Raw genomic sequence first — 17,487 nt, forward strand, 5'->3', positions numbered from 1 at the left:
TAGTATAATAACAATTTCTCTATTTTTTAGTAAAATAAAAAAAAAGGATTAGATGGTTTTAAGTATTAGATTTAAATAAAAGAAGAAAATCTATGGAAGTCCTGTATATTGTTATTGCGTTACATGCCGAGAATAAACAAGCGTTTACGGCCGAATTATGTGCTTTGTTTCCTTTTGCTTTCCTCGATTTTGTCGAGGATAAAGAAGAACCTTTACTCCTTTTATCCATGGGAATAGATGAGATTTGCTGGACGAATTTCAACGGTTCTGTTTTTTTCTTAGAAGAGAATATTGCGCTGTTTAGTCGCAAACACCCCTATTTGAAAATTGGTGTACTCAATAAAATAGGGCAAATGCAAACGTGCTTTTATGAAGGCTATATCATGAAAAATAGGCAAATTATATTTGAATATGCAGGATTACAGCAAGGATATCAACCCTTGTTGAAGCAATTGTTAAAACAGTATGACGAAGCGCAAGCATCTATTTTTGCTACGCTTTTTTCGAGTGTTTAAGGGCAATTTCCCTCGGTGAATCTCTTGTTGAAAGGTTAAAAAAGAATGATTTCTTAGTTAAATCCGTACCTTTGTAAGATTGTATACAATCAAAAAAATATACCTATGCTATCATTTGATAATGAGACCAAGCAACTGATTATTCAGGATAATTACAAAGGAAGATTGCAATCTTCTCGTTTGATGTCTGCTGTGATATTAGGGATGTCCCTGGTGCGCTTGTTTATGGCGGATTGGCAACGTCCCAAAGAAATGGATTACGTCTTTTGCATTATTGCAGCCGTTTTTTTATTTTTAGTGTATAAGAATTTTCTGACCAAGACCGCTGTAGACCGTTTGGATAAAGTAGCAATTAAGTATGTGAAGATGCCGAAAGGATTGGCTACCAAAGCAGTCGTTAAATTGAATAACGGCAAAGTAAGAGAAATCTTTCATTTAAAAACGAAGGAACAGCAAGCCGCAGTAAAAAAGGTATTGACCAATGCAAAAATTACGATGAAGTAAAACAATCATCGAATGGATACGTAAATAAAGAAGGGATGTATCCCTTTTTTATATTTAGTAGCATAGGGATTTGGCAAAAACCAACAGAACATTTACTTTTAATGCAACAAGTCTTCGGACCACTAAGAAAACAAATTCATGAATGAATCACTTGACTTGAGAAGTGTAATGGTTACACGTTATGTGACTCCTTTACGCGAAGGAGGCTCTTTGCCGGCGCTAGCAGATGCAGATGATGGCTTTAAATACGTGATTAAGTTTAGGGGAGCAGGCCATGGGGTAAAGGCTTTAATTGCTGAATTACTTGGTGGATTATTGGCTAAAACCTTAGGATTGCCTGTTCCGGAACTCGTTTTTGCAACCTTAGATGAAGCTTTTGGCCGAACAGAGGCAGATGAGGAAATTCAAGATCTACTCAAGTTTAGTCAAGGGTTGAATTTAGGGTTACACTTTTTGTCTGGAGCCTTAACTTTTGATCCTCAGGCGTATGAAGTAGACGAAACTTTAGCTTCTCAAGTGGTTTGGCTAGATGCGTTTATCACCAATGTTGATCGTACGTTTCGCAATACGAATATGTTAGTATGGCATAAAGAGTTGTGGTTAATTGATCATGGAGCGTCATTCTACTTTCATCATTCCTTTACCAATTGGGAAAAGAGCGCCTTAACGCCTTTTTCTTTGATTAAAGATCATGTTTTACTAGCAAAGGCAAGTCAGCTAGAGGAAGTAAATCAAACATTTACCCGTATTTTAACGGATGAGGTCTTGTTGGAAATCGTACAGCAAATTCCTGTGGACTGGTTGACTTGGGAAGAGTCGGAATTGAATGCAGCGGAAATTAGAGCCGTTTATTACCAGTTTTTACAACGAAGACGGGATCATGCAGTGCTATTTGTTAATGAAGCAAAAAAATTACGTGATGCTGGTATATGAGTATGCAGTAATTCGATTCGTGCCTCGTGTGGAGCGCGGCGAATTTATAAATATTGGACTTTTGCTTTTTTGTAAACAAAAGCGAACGCTGTATGGGCAGTATTTTTTAAACCGCGAAAAATTAGCTTGTTTTGCAACAGAAATTGATTTAGCTGTTTTAGAGAAGCATATTCAAGCCTTTATCGCTATTGCAAAAGCAGAAGCCCAAGCAAGTCCTATTACAGGGTTTGATGCAGCGGAGCGATTTCGATGGTTGGCGGCAACCAAAAGCTCTTGCTTGCAAGTTTCCCCAACACATTGTGGTTTAACAGCAGATGCAGCGCAAACCTTTACCCACCTTTTTGAAGAACTAGTCTTGTAGCTATGCCATTATTTTACGTTAAAGAGGTCGTTTTAAATAAAATTAAGTACTTTTTAGTTCGCTTGCCGTTCCTGCTTAGTTTTATCTCTTTGTTTGTTCTAATCTTTGATTTAGGATTCAATACGCTAAACGACTATCACAACCATTTACATCATCTATACAATGTGTGCTTGACCTTTGGGATGGTGATTATTGCCTATCGGTACTACAGTGCTTTTCGACAAAATAAGTTTCCTAGTTTAGGGGTTAAAATATTTGATGCATTTAGTGTACTGCTGTTTTTAACTCTAGTTGTGGTGCGTTGGCAACCCGAACATACCAATCGATTTTTCGATAGTAATGCGGTTATTTTCTTTGCCGTTTTTATTATGCTTGTGCGGGAATTTTCCATGCTGCAGCTCAATTTGAAAAAAACAAAGCTCACCCCTCCTCAACTGTTTATCGTCAGTTTTTTACTGATTATCTTTATTGGAGCGTTTGTACTTTCTTTTCCTAAAGCAACAGTAACACCTGGAAGTATGCGCTATATTGATGCGTTATTTACCGCTACAAGTGCAGTCTGTGTAACGGGCTTATCTACGGTAGATATTGGCAGTCAATTTACGCTTTTCGGAAAAACAGTGATGATTTTCTTGATGGAGTGCGGAGGGTTGGGAATTATGACTATTGCAAGTTATTTTAGCTATTTCTTCAGAGGTAAAGCCTCTTATGGCAATCAGTTGGTGCTCAAAGATGTTTCGTCTGTCAATAAATTAAGTGATGTATTTAGCACGCTAAAACGCATTATGATTATCTCGGGTATTATCCAATTCATTGGGATGATTGCTATCTTTATCAGCATTCGACATCAAGCATTTGATTCGCTCTATGAACGCCTTTTCTTTGCTATATTTCATGGAGTTTCTGCCTTTTGTAATGCAGGATTCTCCACCTTGCCAGAGAATTTATATACATTAGAATATCGATTCAATTATCCGTTGCAATTGATTATTGCTGGTTTGTTTATCATGGGCGGGTTAGGGTTTCCTATTGTTTATAACGTGTATAAGTATATCAAACACTTGATAGTTAATCGATTGTTGCCTTTTAGTTTAAAAGAGGCCAGTGTGTATGTACCACGTGTGATTAACTTAAGTACAAAAATTATTTTACTCACCACAGCAGGGTTGATTGTAGGAGGAACGATTTTAGTTTATTGTTTAGAATACAATAATACCCTATCGGAACACCACGGTATCGGGAAAGTAGTTGTCGCTTTTTTTACAGCCACTTCGCCGCGTACTGCTGGATTTGCTTCGGTAGATAATAACTTGTTTACGGTGCCTACTTTTTTGATACTGATGTTGTTGATGTGGATTGGAGCTTCTCCAATATCAACAGGAGGAGGGATTAAAACCACGACATTTGCTATTGCATTACTGAATATATGGACGTTAATGAAAGGAAAAACAAGAATAGAAATCAACCGAAGAGAAGTTGATGAATCAGCTGTAAGACGTGCTTTTGCTATTATCTTTTTATCTTTGTTTGTCATTGGAATCGCCTTATTTGCTTTAACCTTTTTTGAACCCAATATTGATATTATCCGTTTGTCTTATGAAGCCTTTTCAGCCTATAGTACAGCCGGATTAAGTACAGGTATTACAGCAAGGTTGACTGATCCGAGTAAAGTGACACTGATTATGTTGATGTTTGTAGGACGGGTAAGTATTTTGACACTTTTAATTGCAATTAGTAAAAAAGAAACGGTAACCAATTACAGGTATCCGACGGAAGAAATTTTGATTAACTAAGAAGAAACACAGGATGAAATACATCATTATAGGTTTAGGAAATTTTGGTGCTTCCTTGGCACAAAAATTAACCGAACAAGGAAACGAAGTTATCGGAGTAGATAAGAATATGGCTCGTGTCGATGCCAATAAAGATAAAGTCTCTCATACGATTTGCTTGGACTCTACGGATCAATATTTAGTGGCTGAATTGCCGCTAGCAAATACAGATATTGTGATTGTCGCTATTGGAGAAGATCAAGGAGCAAATATCATGACCACAGCGGTATTGAAAAATCTAAATGTCAAACGCTTAATTAGTCGGGCAATTACTCCTTTACATGAAAATGTATTACAAGCCATTGGCGTGGATGAAATTGTACATCCAGAAGAAGAAACTGCAGAGCGTTGGGCGAAAAAATTGTGTATCAAAGGTGTCGTGGATTCATATGAAATCAATGGGCGTTATAGTATTGTCGAAATTACGATATCCGACCGTTTTGCCAATAAAACGCTAGGTGAAATAGGGTTTAGAACAAATTATAATTTAGTGGTGCTCACAACGCTAAAGGTGAGGGAGGAGCGCAATTTTTTTGGTGCACAACGAAAAATTCACGAAGTACAAGGAATTGCATCCTATGATACGGTTTTACACAAAGGGGATATTATGGTCATTTATGGTGATAACAAAGATATTAAGCGTATTTTGAATGATTAAATGAAATGGGGGAGGATGGCTCTTTGTTCGGTTACCTGGTTTAGGATTTACTCATCCTTCGTCAAGGAAAATTTTATAATAAAAAAAGGTTCGATTGTCTACAAACAATCGAACCTTTTTTGTGTGGTTTGTTGTGTGAAAAAAACATATTATTTTTTATCAAGTGGCATTATCGCTTAAAGTGTATACGTTCAGAAGCAAAGCTAGAACTTGGTTTTGAAAGTTTACCATGCTCCAATACCCCTTACAGTTCTACATTCCCAACCGGATAATCTCCTAAATAATGAGATAAATCGATTGTTTTGTAGGTTAATTTAGAATATTTATTCGAAAAGAGGATGATACATGCATTAGAATCTGCCAAGCGAATATAGGAAGAGGTATTCCCTCTCCACCAACCGTTGTGGTAGGTATAGTTTTTGTTGTTTTTCATCTTGATTAAGCGCAAACCTAAACCGTAGTTGCGCGTTCCTTTACTCTCAAAACTATAGCCCTCGGTCATTTGCATTTTTAAATCCGCGCTTAAAAAATCATCCGAGTACATCGCAGTATCTAATTTGAGCATATCCCTTGGCGTGGTGTAAATATTCTTATCTCCATAGGTTCCATCCATATAATCCCAATGCATTTCGCGGTAGTTTGAATTATAGGATTGCGTCACTTCATTTTTATGTGTAATATCATCAAAAACAAAGCTGTGGTTCATTTCTAATGGGTCAAAGATGAAGTCACGAACGACTTGTTTAAACTTTTTCCCAGTCACTTTTTCAGCAATAGAAGCCAAGACAACGTAATTGGTATTGCTGTAGGTAAAACGCGTATTGGGTTTAAAATCCAATGCAACGGTTTTACTTTTAATCATTTCTATCACTTGGTCATTGGTGATTACGTTTTGGCTGGTCCATTTATTAGGATAGTACCCGTAGTATTTCAAACCACTGCGGTGACTTAACAAGGTACGTACCGTGATGTCTTCATAGGGAAAACCTTCGATAATTTCTGAAACGGGCTGATCTAAACCTACTAAGTTTTCTTGTACTAAACGCAAAATGGTCACAGCTGTAATTACTTTACCCACTGAAGCTACGTGAATAGGCGTGGTTTCTGTAATGGCTTCATTTTGTCTCTTATTGGCATAGCCTGAGTAGCTTTCGTATAAAACCTTGCCGTTCTGTGCCACTAAAAAGCTTCCAGTATAACCGCTTTTTTTGATATATTGATTGTAAAAATCTTCGATTTGCTGTCCTTTTTCAAGGATATATTCTGGCTTTAGTTCTTGAAAAGAGGTCTCATATGGTTTGTCAATAAACACATTGTGTTCTTTGATAATTGGCATATTCAAGGCTAAATCCATTGTCGCCTCCTGTTGTTTACAAGAAGCGAAAGCTAATAAGCTAACTAAAGAGATTGCGAGTTTGGTATTCATTAGTCTTACTGTCTTTGTAGGGATTTTTTTAAAGAAAAAACCAAATTAGTAAAAGTTATCGAATATCAAAGGAAATTAGGGCTAAACTTTCAATATACAAATGAAAAAAATACAAAGTACGCAGACTATCTTCTTTTTTGAAACGAAATACGCAACGCTTGCGATTTAATTTTGATTCTTTGTATGTATAGAGCGATGTGTAGGATTCTCTCTTTCTTTGTTTAGATATGATGTAAAAAAATAGTAATTTTACTCACAAATAGTAAAAGATATGAGTAAGATAGAATGGAAAACGGCAATTGAGTTTGAAGATATCACCTATAAAAAGTGTGATGGAGTTGCTCGTATTGCGTTTAATCGACCAGAAGTTCGAAATGCTTTTAGACCGAAGACAACAAGTGAGTTGTATCGTGCATTTTATGATGCACAAGAAGACACGTCTATTGGGGTAGTTTTACTTTCTGCAGAAGGACCTTCTCCAAAAGATGGGGTGTATTCTTTTTGTAGCGGTGGAGACCAAAAGGCAAGAGGACATCAAGGGTATGTAGGAGATGACGGTATGCATCGCTTGAACATATTAGAGGTACAGCGTTTAATTCGCTTTATGCCGAAAGTAGTGATTGCTGTAGTTCCAGGATGGGCTGTTGGTGGTGGACATAGTTTACATGTGGTGTGTGATATGACTTTAGCGAGTAAAGAACACGCTATTTTCAAACAAACCGATGCAGATGTAACGAGTTTTGATGGAGGATATGGATCTGCTTACCTTGCTAAAATGGTTGGTCAGAAAAAAGCAAGAGAGATTTTCTTCTTAGGAAGGAACTATTCGGCTCAAGAAGCTTTTGAAATGGGGATGGTTAATGCGGTAATTCCACACGCTGAACTAGAAGATACCGCTTACGAATGGGCACAAGAAGTTTTGGCTAAATCACCGACGTCAATTAAAATGTTGAAGTTTGCCATGAACTTAACCGATGACGGTATGGTAGGACAACAAGTATTTGCGGGTGAAGCCACGCGTTTAGCCTATATGACGGATGAAGCTATTGAAGGACGCAATGCCTTTTTAGAAAAGCGCAAACCGAATTTCCCGAAAAAATGGATTCCATAGTAGATAAAAAATAAAATAGAAAAGGGTAAATCACTTGAAGAGAGATTTATCCTTTTTTTGTTTAAAAAATAAAGACATAAATAGTATTTCAATCACAGAGAAAGCCGTACTTTTGCTCTCTAATGCAGATCGCCTTATCGCTGGTTTAGCAATAAACGAGAGGAAAGTCTGGACACCATAGAGCAGTATAGTGGGTAACACCCATCCGCGAAGTAATTCGTGAGGACAAGTGCAACAGAAAGGATGTACAGGTAAGGCTGTAGTGAAATCAGGTAAACTCTATACGGTGAAATGTCATGTATATTTAGCGTTCGAGGGCTGCTCGCCCGATGCTTTAGGGGTAGGCAGATAGAGCCATTGAGTAATTGATGGCCTGGATAAATGATAAGGGTGCACTTCGGTGCATACAGAATCCGGCTTATAGATCTGCATTTTTTTTAAATCAATTTTGAATGAAATAAAAAGAGCGTGTTTATCCAACACGCTCTTTTTATTTCTCTTCAGTATCTTCCTCCTCATCAAATGTATATTCAAAAAAGGTAAAGACAGATCCTCCGTAGTTCTTTTCAAAAGAAAAATGAGGGAGATGCTCTAGTTTAGTAAATTTTGAATGCTCCACCACCAACATCCCCTCTTCGTCTAAGATATTGTTTTCAAGAATATCCGTGACAATTTTTTCAAATTGCTCTTGCGTAAAGTCATACGGGGGATCAGCGAAAATAATATCATACGTACCCTGGTGTTTTTCAATGAATTTGAATACATCTGATTTATAGGGAACGATATTTAATTCGAAATCCTTGGCTGTTTTTTTTATAAAATTGACACAACCGTAGTCGGCATCAATGCTGACAATATTTTCTACGCCTCTTGAAGCAAACTCATAGCTAATACTACCTGTGCCTGCAAATAAATCTAAGACTTGTAGTTCAGAGAAATTGAAGTGGTTGTTCAAAATATTAAACAAGGCTTCTTTACTCATATCTGTGGTAGGGCGAACAGGTAAGTTTTTAGGCGGACTTAGTTTTCTTCCTTTTAATTTTCCGGAAATAATTCTCATAGATGGAATAAAATATAATGTTGTTTGGGTACTTGATGATGTAGGAGGAGGCTCGGTGCTATAGTAGCCTTTTCCTCTAAGATTTCTACCTCTCTGATATAGGTATAAGCCTGTTCAAATAAAGCATCCTCTTTTTCAATGCGACTCAACAGTTTTAGTGGTGTCGTTTCTGGATCAAGTTTGAGTTGCTCGTATACAAATAAAAGGTAGTAGATGAAATCCTGTGCTGTGTTGTATAAGAAGGAATTGAATAAAATCAATTTTCCTTCTTGGATTACAATCAGCTCAAAATGATCTTTTTGTACATACGCATAAACTTCTATTGCTGTGCTGTGGGCAGATAAATCTACGATATGTTGTACTAAAGGCGTATTGATATGTTGATAGGTAAACTCACCTAGTTTATCCAATAATACATTGTTGATTTGTACGTAAGGGATATACACATTGTTCATTTTTTTGCCTGGCAATTCATCAAAGGCAAAAAAGTCTGTTGAAAATACTTTGGTGTTGTACTGTAAGTACGAACCCAAGGCTTGTTCATCGAATAACTCCGTTGGAACAAATGTATTTAGATTGCTGTCGTGTAAAACTAGAATATCTTCAAAGGAAGAAGAGAGAACTTCATGTTTCGCAAAGAGACTATGCAGCTGATCTTCTATGGTTCGGTTTTGGTTGAATCCTTCGGAAGCAAAATGACAAATTTGTTTCGATTCAATTTCTTGAATGATAAAGGTGAATTTCTGAAGGGAAACTTGAATAATCAGTTTGTGTAAGCTTTGCTCCATAAGTTGATTTAGCACTAATATTGAACAGCGAATGCAAAAGACAAATTTAAACAATTTTAGGGGAGTATATTAGTCTTGGGCTAAAAAGCTTAGTATCTTTGATGTTTTAGGTGTATTTAGGAGAAGTATAGCATGAGAGGAACTGAATTTTACAAGGTATTACGACATCAATTTCCATATGAACTGACGTTAAAGCAGGATATTTTTTTACAGAAGATTGCGGAATTTATTACCGCTGATCAGCAAGATGAGTTATTTGTCTTAAAAGGATATGCAGGAACAGGAAAGACAACGTTACTATCAGTCGTGGTAAATCAGTTGCGAGCGATTCAGAAATACGCGGTTATGTTAGCCCCAACTGGGCGTGCAGCAAAGGTGATTAGCAGCTATGCGCAGCGTCCTGCCTTTACGATTCACAAGTATATCTACTACCCAAAACCGTTGAAAAACGGAGCGGGAATGCAGTATACGATGCGTCAGAACAAGCATAAAAATACTGTTTTTATCGTAGATGAGGCCTCGATGATTGGAGATGGTTCAGCTGGAGATAGCAGCATGTATCCACACGGATCTTTACTTGATGATTTGATTTACTATGTGTATAGTGGACAAAATTGCAAGCTCATCCTCATTGGGGATGTCGCTCAGCTTCCGCCTATTAATATGACCGTTAGTCCTGCTCTTGATACCGATCAGTTGAGCCTCCACTACAATATGCCGATTCAGCATATTGAATTGGATGAGGTGATGCGTCAAGAAGAAGATTCTGGAATTCTCTATAATGCGACCAAATTACGCCTGCTGTTGGATTCACACTTCATGGATACGTTTCAATTCAACTTATATGGATTTAAAGATATTATTCGTCTAACGGATAGCTACGATATTCAAGATGCTATTTTTTCGTCCTATTCTAACGCAGGACCAGAAGAAACCATGTTTATTGTGCGATCAAATAAACGCGCCAATGCGTATAATCAGCAGATTCGCATGCGCATTCTCGATCGCGAAAGTGAAGTATCCGCTGGAGATTTATTGATGGTGGTAAAAAATAATTACTACTGGTTGAAAGATTCTACAGTAACTGATTTCTTGGCGAATGGTGATATTATCGAAATCTTACAGATATACAGGACAGTGGAGCTCTATGGTTTCCGATTTGCTTCCGTACGCATTCGCATGATTGACTACGAGCAAATGGCGCCTTTTGATACGGTGATTTTATTGGATACCTTAACGAGTGAATCGCCTGCGTTGACGTATGAAGAGAGCAATCGCTTGTACCAAGAGGTATTGTTGGATTATGAGGATGAAATTTCCAAGTACAAGAAGAATCAAAAAGTAAAAGAAAACGAGTATTTCAATGCGCTACAGGTAAAGTTTTCCTATGCGGTGACCTGTCATAAATCCCAAGGAGGACAATGGGATACCGTTTTCATTGAACAACCCTATTTACCAGAAGGAATCAATCAAGATTATGTGCGTTGGCTCTACACAGCTCTAACACGAGCGAAGAGTAAATTGTACTTGATTGGTTTTCAGGAAGAGTATTTCGAGGAGTGTTTATCGGAATAATAAAAATAATAGATGCAACTAGCTTTATTTCAAATCGTATACATTGAGGATTTTCAAAAGTTCATTGACTTTTGGAGTGCTTTGTATAGTTATCCTCAAGAGGAGGAATATGAATGCTTGATTCAAAAAAAGACTTTTGTTGAAGCTGATTTAATCTGTTTGTTTACTTGGAAAAACGGAATGAAATTGAGTACTAAAAAGCGCCAAACACTACAAGAGAAAATATTATGTAAATTGAGTCTTATTCAACAGTTCAAAGGGGAGGGATTTGATATAGAGGATTTTAAAATAGCGTTTGGTAGTTTATCTGCTGTATGGCAATTGTTTTTATTACACTGCATCAATCCTGTTGAATATCCAATGTATGACCAGCATATTCATCGAGCTTTTTGTAAGATTCACAAACAAGCCTATCACCATATAACAGATAGGATAAGTGAAAAAAGCAAACTAGCGTTCTATTATAAAGAATATCTGGGTTTTGTTAAGGAGCATAAAGAGTTTGATTTACGTAAGATAGACAAGGCTTTATTTACTTATGGAAGATTTTTAAAAACGAATTTAGCAACAAAAGGATACGTTTGATTCTCTAAGAGAAATAGGCTAGTATCATTTGAAATCCCGTATCTTTGATTGAAAATAAGACAACCCATATGAAAGTAATTGCGGTAATTCCGGCTCGTTATGCCTCTACGCGTTTTCCTGCTAAATTGATGCAAGAATTAGGAGGAAAAACCATTATTCGAAGAACCTACGAGGCTACTGTATCTACAGGGCTTTTTGACGATGTATTTGTTGTAACGGATTCTCCTTTGATTTATGATGAGATTGAGCAGTATGGTGGTAAGGTAGTTCGCAGTATAAAAGAACACGAAAGTGGGAGTGATCGCATTGCAGAAGTTGTAGCAGAAATCGAAGCGGATATTGTTATCAACGTACAAGGAGATGAACCTTTCGTCAACAAAGACAACCTCGAACAGTTAATTGCAATTTTTAAAGAAGATCACCACAAACAAATTGATTTAGCCTCTTTGATGACACCAATTGATGATTGGTCGATGATTGAAAATCCAAATAATGTGAAAGTAGTGGTCGATGAGAATAATGTAGCCTTGTATTTTTCTCGCTCGGTTATTCCGTACCCACGAGACAAAGAAGCAGCGGTACAATACTATCAGCATATTGGAGTTTATGCTTTTCGAAGAGAAGCTTTACTGGCATTTACTACTTGGCCGATGAAGTTTCTAGAAGCAACAGAAAAATTAGAACAGTTGCGTTATTTGGAGTACGGAAAACGCATTAAAATGGCGATTACTCATCATATAGGAGTGGGAATCGATACACCAGAAGATTTAGAAAAAGCTAAAGCTTTATTGGCTAGTGGATTATAACAAAAAAAGAGAATCACAAGATTCTCTTTTTTTTGTTATTCTTTGTTTTCCTCTTGTCCAGTTGTGATGGTCTGAGGTGTAGGTGCGTGATCTTCTTTTGGAACACCAAGATAAGCACGCGTATAAGGGCGTTTGATGCTGTCATAACTTGGTGTTGCTTGCTGATTCTTCGTTACGGGAATTAAAATCGTCGTTTTCCATGCTGCAGGCAAACGATTATCGAAAGAGGATTGATTCAATTCAATTATCATTTTTCCCGTTGGAGTATTGGTAAATATTTCCGATTTACTGATTAACGGTCTAATTTCTCTTAGTGCTTTGGGTAGGTGAGAATAATACCCAGACACTGTACTTTCAAAATAAGAATTTGGCTCTATTGTGGCAGTTTTAAATACTTCTTCCTCATTTAAGAAAATGGAATCGTGTAATTTAAACCCATATTGGAAGGATAAATTTTGAGTTAAAGCTGTATTGTCAAAAATTAGTAAAGGTATAGTGTCTACTTTGATTTGATTGGTTTTGCAGAATGCCTTTAATTTAGCGTGGAGTACCTCAATGGATGGCTTGATATCCGTATAATCTGAGGTTCCATTAAGGTAAATATAGCGTAAGGCGGTTTTATTGGTTAGGCCTGTAGTAGTTAAATCGTATTCTTTGTATTGCTTGATAAAAAAGACAATTAGGGTATTGATGCTGTTATCGATTGCTTCTCCAACTACTTTATTGGGCGATCCAGAAAAGAAAGTAAGAATCTTTGTTTTGAGATCAATAGAACCTTCAAAAGAGAAATCAACTTTTGTTTTTTGCCCTTGTGTACTAAAACGCCAAATGATGTTAGACAATTTATTGTCATACAAAATATCTTGAGAGATACTATCGTTGGGTTTATCGTACTCTTTTCGGATTTGATAGGTGCCTATATTGGGAAGGTCAATGGTGTATACGTCATTGGGTAATTTCTCTGTCGCAATCCAGTCATTCCAATTGTTTAAATCGTGAATGTATTGATAAACAATAGGTTGAGGAGCGTCTAATTCAAAGGATTTCGTTATTTTGAATTGACCACTTTGGGTTAATACAAAAACAATAAGCGAAACGCATAGTAACGTAATAAGCAGTAGGAAATACTTGAGAATTTTCATAGTAAGTCGTCAACACCTAGGGTTAGAAATTATTTAAGCACATTCTTTAAGATGAATAGCGAACCAATAAAGGCAAGAAACGCGAGTAGAATCCACAATCTGTTTTTATAATATTTTCGATGAAGATTAAGATCCTTGCGATACATGATGATTAGTATAATCGTAAACGCAACAATAAAGAAAAGCGCGAATTGAATTTGCCCAGGTGTAAACATAATAAAGATTTTAGCAAAAATAAGTAAAAACCTTGAATATAGCGCATAAAAAAACGGCAGGAAGCCTGCCGTTTTGAAAAATGTATCCCAAAGGGATCCTTATACTTTTTCTGTCCAGTTGAAAGTATCTTCAATTGCTTTTTGTTGAATTCCTTGTAGGTTTGTTTTCAACATAATAGCGTAAGAATCTTCATCTTTCACATTTGGTAATTCGTAGTATTTTTGTTGGTAAGCAAAACCTTCGATTTGTCCGATTGTTACTGCAGTTCCAGCACCGAAGATTTCTAATAATTCACCTTTAGCGTGTGCATCCAATAACTCTTGAACAACAATTGAACGAACTTCAACATTGATTCCTTTGCTTTTTGCGATGTCAATTAAACTTTTTCTTGTTACACCATCTAAGATACGCTCACTTGTAGGAGCTGTAATTAAAGTATCTCCAATGCGGAAAAATACGTTCATTGTACCAGCTTCTTCTAATTTTGTATGCGTAGCATCATCCGTCCAGATAATTTGTTGGTATCCTTCTTGTTGAGCTAATTGAGTAGGGTAGAACTGTCCACCGTAGTTACCAGAACATTTCGTGTAACCTACACCTCCATTAGCTGCACGGCTATAGTGCTCAGCAACTTGTACTTTTACTTTACCTGAGTAGTACGTACGAGCAGGAGAACAAATTACACAGAACATAAATTCGCTAGAAGGTCCCGCAACCACACCTTCATGTGTTCCAACCATAAATGGACGTAAGTATAAAGAGTTTCCTTCTCCTTTTCTTACCCATTCTCTATCTAAATCTAAAAGTGCTTTTAATCCATCAATAAATCGCTCTTCATCAATGTGTGGCATAGCCATACGTTCTGCAGATTTATTAAAACGAGCCCAGTTCTCGCGTGGACGGAATAACCAAACGTCATCATTGTTGTCTTTGTAGGCTTTCATTCCTTCAAAAATAGCTTGTCCATAGTGGAAAACATTAATTGAAGGTGCGAAACTCATCGGTCCATAAGGTTTGATTTCCACTTTTCCCCATTTTCCATCTTTATAGTGACAAACCAACATATGATCCGTGAAAATAGATCCAAATTTTACATTCTCGAAATCAATTGAATCGACTCTAGACTTTTCTATTTTGTCAATAGAAAGTTCAAATTTTGTTTCTAAACTCATTTTATAGTGTTTTTTTAAAAGTTGTTGTTGTATTAAATAAAATCTTTCAGCAGCTTTTTTTATTCAACTGCCTTACAAAAATAGCAAAAAAAGTCGCTATTTCTCAATTTAATTTAAAGAATATTTATGTAGCTGAAGAAAATATTATATTATCAAAAAAAAACTTGAAAAAATTTAGTATACTTTGAATTTGTTTGTGTAAACGCTTTGTTTTTAGTTTATTTTTTTGATTTACTTAGACCTTATTCAGCCATCCTTCAAAAAGGAACCCTTTATTATTACTAAATCCTTAAAGGGAGATGTAAACACTTCTTTTTTTGTGAGTAAAGAAAAAACAGAAGAAGAAAATCCATTGGTCTAGTCTGAAGAATAGACCGATGATCTTTTGATTTTCATTTTATTTTTTAACTATCTTTGAGCCAATTATACTTTAATAAAATCACATGAAATATTTTGTAGTGACCTTAGGATTACTTGCTTTGGCAACGACTAGTTGCGGAAAAAAACAAGAACAACAAGCAGAACCAGAGGTAGCAACAGCGCCAGCAAAAGAGTATGAGAATTTTGGACAAGCGTTGGATGCAACACAGGCTGTGCTATCGAAAGAAGAAATGGCAAATAAATTTAACCTTTTAAAAGAAGGTGATACCTTACAAGTGGCATTTACTTCTACAATTAAAGAAGTGTGTCAGAAAAAAGGATGTTGGATGCAAGTAGATTTGGATCAAGAGAAAAGCGGTTTTGTTCGTTTTAAGGATTATGGATTTTTTGCACCAATGAATGCGGCTGGACATGAGGTAGTTATGCAAGGAAAAGCCTTTGTATCAGTGGTGTCAGTAGATGAACTAAAACACTATGCGAAAGACGCAGGGAAAAGCGAGGTTGAAATTGCAGCAATTACAGAACCAAAGGTGACTTACGCATTTGAAGCAGATGGTATTGCAATTGCTAAATAAAAAAGGAATGATGCGACTAGGCGTTGTTTTGGCTGTTCTTTTGTGTTGTGTTCGTTGTAAAGAACACAAACAGATTGAAGCGACGGAACTACCACAAAAGGAAAATACATTTCAACTGTATGAAATGTCAGAAATGGCTGCTTTAATGGAACAGATGTATGTGGACAATCAACGCATTCGTCAGCGTATTATCGAGGAATTACCTATTGAAAGTGATATGCCAAGTCTACATCAGCGTTTGTTTACTGCAACAATGACGGATCCTTCTGATAGAGATTTGTTTTTTGAAACGCAAGCGCGTGCCTTCATTCAAATGGAAGAAGCTTTTTATGCGGATCCAAATCAACAAACTAAAGAAAAGTTCAATGCCATTGTGCAAGCTTGTTTAAGCTGTCATCAAAAGAAATGTGGTGGCCCAATACCGAGAATTAAAAAACTATTGATTCCTAACTAGACGAATGAAGAGAAAAATTATTGTTACTTCCGATGGCTCTCATTCCTTAGAAGTAGAAGAATGGGGAGAAACCTATCACTCTATTCACGGAGCGATACAAGAATCTAACCATGTCTATATTGAACAAGGATTGATGAAATGTATCGGTCGAGAAGAAATAAAAATACTAGAGTTTGGCTTTGGAACTGGGTTGAATGCTTTTTTAACACTAGCGACTCTAGTACCCAAACAAAAAAAAGTAATCTATCACACCATTGAGGCGTTTCCTTTGACAGCAGCAGAATATACTGTGCTAACTTTTCCGACGTTATTGCCCGAGTTTGCAGAAGGGGAGGACTTGTTTCGAGCTTTGCATCAAGCACCTTGGAATGTTGAGGTGCCTGTGCATTCGCATATGAGGCTGTGTAAATTGCATACTACTTTTGAAACGGTACAACCTGTAAGACAGGATTTTGATTTGGTGTATTTTGACGTATTTGGGTATCAGTTTCAACCTCATTTATGGTCAGAGGCAATTTTTAAAACGGCCTATGACAGTTTGAAAGTGGGAGGAATATTAGTGACTTATGCTTGTCGAAACCCTATTAAAAGGAATATGAAAGCTGCGGGATTTGAAATTGAAATTGTACCCGGACCTCCAGGAAAAAGAGAAATGCTACTCGCTTATAAAAAGTAATGAATGTCACGATATAAAAACCACTAGCTAACCTTGTTGTTTCTGGTGGTTTTTTTTGATTTATCTCACCCAATCTCACCCCACCTCACCCAATCTCATCCAATTTCACCCCACCTCATTGGTATATGTTTGATTAAAATTAGCTTTAGGTAAAAATAGTGTAAATAAAAGAGCGATAAACTTCTCGGATGTACATAATCACTTTCTTATTTTGATTTTACTTTAAAAAAATGTAAAAAAACGTATCAAGTTTGTTTTTTATTTGTTAATAGGTTATTTTTGGTTGTTGTTTAATGTGAAAAAGAGGTAAATAAAATGGAAAACAGATTAATGTTTGACTATACGAAGAGAATATTAGAAAATGTAAGTTTTGATTCAGAATTGTTTGTAAAGGAATTCAATAAAGCGCTACTGCAAATGGTACCTTATGATGTGGATCGATTAGAACAATGGGTAGAAAACTATGTGGCAGATAAACCCACACTTCATCAAAAGTTAAGTCAAGTAGAAATGCACGAAGTATAGGAAGTTAATAGTATTCATACAAGAGTAGGTTTTGGTTAACAGTTAACGGTTAACAGTTGACCAAAAAAAGAGGCTGTCTAAAAAGCCTAAAAAACAAAAACCCCGTCTAAAAAAGGCGGGGTTTTTTCATTGTTTGTCCTCAAAAATAATTATCTTCAAGGTGCACCCAAACAATAAGAAAGACAAATATAA

19 protein-coding genes and 1 other RNA gene are annotated in these 17,487 nt (G+C 36.4%); 15 read left to right on the forward strand and 5 right to left on the reverse strand.

Translation table 11 applies throughout. From position 1 onward, the window contains the following. Positions 1-92: 92 nt before the first annotated feature. The 6 genes from ACLJX0_RS12030 to ACLJX0_RS12055 all read left to right on the forward strand — a co-directional run bounded on the left by ACLJX0_RS12030 (position 93) and on the right by ACLJX0_RS12055 (position 4,803). Positions 93-515: a hypothetical protein gene (locus ACLJX0_RS12030; protein ID WP_410880771.1), complete on the forward strand. Its 423-nt coding sequence runs from the start codon at positions 93-95 to the stop codon at positions 513-515. 105 nt (positions 516-620) lie between these two features. Beyond that, positions 621-1,019, forward strand: a complete 399-nt coding sequence (locus ACLJX0_RS12035; RefSeq protein ID WP_410880772.1) for a hypothetical protein — start codon at positions 621-623, stop codon at positions 1,017-1,019. A 138-nt stretch (positions 1,020-1,157) separates the two neighbouring features. Further along, complete coding sequence (locus tag ACLJX0_RS12040; protein ID WP_410880773.1) at positions 1,158-1,952, forward strand: HipA family kinase; 795 nt, start codon at positions 1,158-1,160, stop codon at positions 1,950-1,952. After that, positions 1,939-2,313, forward strand: coding sequence for a DUF3037 domain-containing protein (locus tag ACLJX0_RS12045; RefSeq protein WP_410880774.1), 375 nt, complete (start codon positions 1,939-1,941; stop codon positions 2,311-2,313). The genes ACLJX0_RS12040 and ACLJX0_RS12045 overlap by 14 nt, the downstream gene beginning before the upstream one ends. Before the next feature lie 2 nt (positions 2,314-2,315). Next, positions 2,316-4,106 carry a TrkH family potassium uptake protein gene (locus tag ACLJX0_RS12050; protein ID WP_410880775.1) on the forward strand — a complete coding sequence of 597 codons (1,791 nt, stop codon included), beginning with the start codon at positions 2,316-2,318 and terminating at the stop codon, positions 4,104-4,106. Between the two features lie 13 nt (positions 4,107-4,119). Then, a complete protein-coding gene (locus tag ACLJX0_RS12055) occupies positions 4,120-4,803 on the forward strand; it encodes a potassium channel family protein (RefSeq protein ID WP_410880776.1) in 684 nt (227 codons plus the stop codon). Positions 4,804-5,047: 244 nt separating this feature from the next. Here ACLJX0_RS12055 and ACLJX0_RS12060 read toward each other — a convergent pair whose 3' ends face one another. Continuing rightward, a complete protein-coding gene (locus ACLJX0_RS12060; RefSeq protein ID WP_410880777.1) occupies positions 5,048-6,229 on the reverse strand; it encodes a serine hydrolase domain-containing protein in 1,182 nt (393 codons plus the stop codon). Positions 6,230-6,500: 271 nt separating this feature from the next. Between ACLJX0_RS12060 and ACLJX0_RS12065 the strand changes: the two genes are divergently transcribed. Together ACLJX0_RS12065 and rnpB are read left to right on the forward strand one after the other, a co-directional pair. Next, complete coding sequence (locus ACLJX0_RS12065; protein ID WP_410880778.1) at positions 6,501-7,340, forward strand: 1,4-dihydroxy-2-naphthoyl-CoA synthase; 840 nt, start codon at positions 6,501-6,503, stop codon at positions 7,338-7,340. 121 nt (positions 7,341-7,461) lie between these two features. Continuing rightward, positions 7,462-7,777, forward strand: an RNA gene (gene rnpB / locus ACLJX0_RS12070) — RNase P RNA component class A. Between the two features lie 53 nt (positions 7,778-7,830). Here rnpB and rsmD read toward each other — a convergent pair. Continuing rightward, positions 7,831-8,400 carry a 16S rRNA (guanine(966)-N(2))-methyltransferase RsmD gene (gene rsmD / locus ACLJX0_RS12075; protein ID WP_410880779.1) on the reverse strand — a complete coding sequence of 190 codons (570 nt, stop codon included), beginning with the start codon at positions 8,398-8,400 and terminating at the stop codon, positions 7,831-7,833. Then, a complete protein-coding gene (locus ACLJX0_RS12080) occupies positions 8,397-9,188 on the reverse strand; it encodes a DUF3822 family protein (protein WP_410880780.1) in 792 nt (263 codons plus the stop codon). The genes rsmD and ACLJX0_RS12080 overlap by 4 nt, the downstream gene beginning before the upstream one ends. A 132-nt stretch (positions 9,189-9,320) precedes the next feature. Here ACLJX0_RS12080 and ACLJX0_RS12085 point away from each other — a divergent pair, with 132 nt between their 5' ends. The 3 genes from ACLJX0_RS12085 (at position 9,321) to kdsB (ending at position 12,154) form a co-directional block, all read left to right on the forward strand. Then, positions 9,321-10,763 (forward strand): ATP-dependent RecD-like DNA helicase, encoded by a 1,443-nt coding sequence (locus ACLJX0_RS12085; protein ID WP_410880781.1) that lies wholly within the window; start codon positions 9,321-9,323, stop codon positions 10,761-10,763. Positions 10,764-10,775: 12 nt separating this feature from the next. Beyond that, complete coding sequence (locus ACLJX0_RS12090) at positions 10,776-11,348, forward strand: hypothetical protein (RefSeq protein ID WP_410880782.1); 573 nt, start codon at positions 10,776-10,778, stop codon at positions 11,346-11,348. 68 nt (positions 11,349-11,416) lie between these two features. Further along, positions 11,417-12,154: a 3-deoxy-manno-octulosonate cytidylyltransferase gene (gene kdsB, locus ACLJX0_RS12095; protein ID WP_410880783.1), complete on the forward strand. Its 738-nt coding sequence runs from the start codon at positions 11,417-11,419 to the stop codon at positions 12,152-12,154. A 35-nt stretch (positions 12,155-12,189) separates the two neighbouring features. Here kdsB and ACLJX0_RS12100 read toward each other — a convergent pair whose 3' ends face one another. Beyond that, positions 12,190-13,296: a hypothetical protein gene (locus tag ACLJX0_RS12100; protein ID WP_410880784.1), complete on the reverse strand. Its 1,107-nt coding sequence runs from the start codon at positions 13,294-13,296 to the stop codon at positions 12,190-12,192. A 314-nt stretch (positions 13,297-13,610) separates the two neighbouring features. After that, a complete protein-coding gene (locus ACLJX0_RS12105; RefSeq protein ID WP_410880785.1) occupies positions 13,611-14,684 on the reverse strand; it encodes a branched-chain amino acid aminotransferase in 1,074 nt (357 codons plus the stop codon). A 443-nt stretch (positions 14,685-15,127) separates the two neighbouring features. On the opposite strand from ACLJX0_RS12105, the gene ACLJX0_RS12110 reads away from it, so the two are divergent. The 4 genes from ACLJX0_RS12110 (at position 15,128) to ACLJX0_RS12125 (ending at position 17,295) form a co-directional block, all read left to right on the forward strand. Further along, a complete protein-coding gene (locus tag ACLJX0_RS12110) occupies positions 15,128-15,640 on the forward strand; it encodes a DUF4920 domain-containing protein (protein WP_410880786.1) in 513 nt (170 codons plus the stop codon). 7 nt (positions 15,641-15,647) lie between these two features. Then, the gene (locus ACLJX0_RS12115) at positions 15,648-16,094 is read left to right on the forward strand and encodes a hypothetical protein (RefSeq protein ID WP_410880787.1); all 447 of its coding nucleotides are present in this window, start codon (positions 15,648-15,650) and stop codon (positions 16,092-16,094) included. Between the two features lie 4 nt (positions 16,095-16,098). Continuing rightward, positions 16,099-16,770 (forward strand): tRNA (5-methylaminomethyl-2-thiouridine)(34)-methyltransferase MnmD, encoded by a 672-nt coding sequence (gene mnmD, locus ACLJX0_RS12120; RefSeq protein ID WP_410880788.1) that lies wholly within the window; start codon positions 16,099-16,101, stop codon positions 16,768-16,770. Between the two features lie 315 nt (positions 16,771-17,085). Further along, a complete protein-coding gene (locus ACLJX0_RS12125) occupies positions 17,086-17,295 on the forward strand; it encodes a hypothetical protein (protein ID WP_410880789.1) in 210 nt (69 codons plus the stop codon). The last annotated feature ends 192 nt before the right edge of the window (positions 17,296-17,487 follow it).

It is taken from the genome of Myroides sp. DW712 (genome assembly GCF_046557355.1).
Lineage (GTDB): Bacteria > Bacteroidota > Bacteroidia > Flavobacteriales > Flavobacteriaceae > Flavobacterium.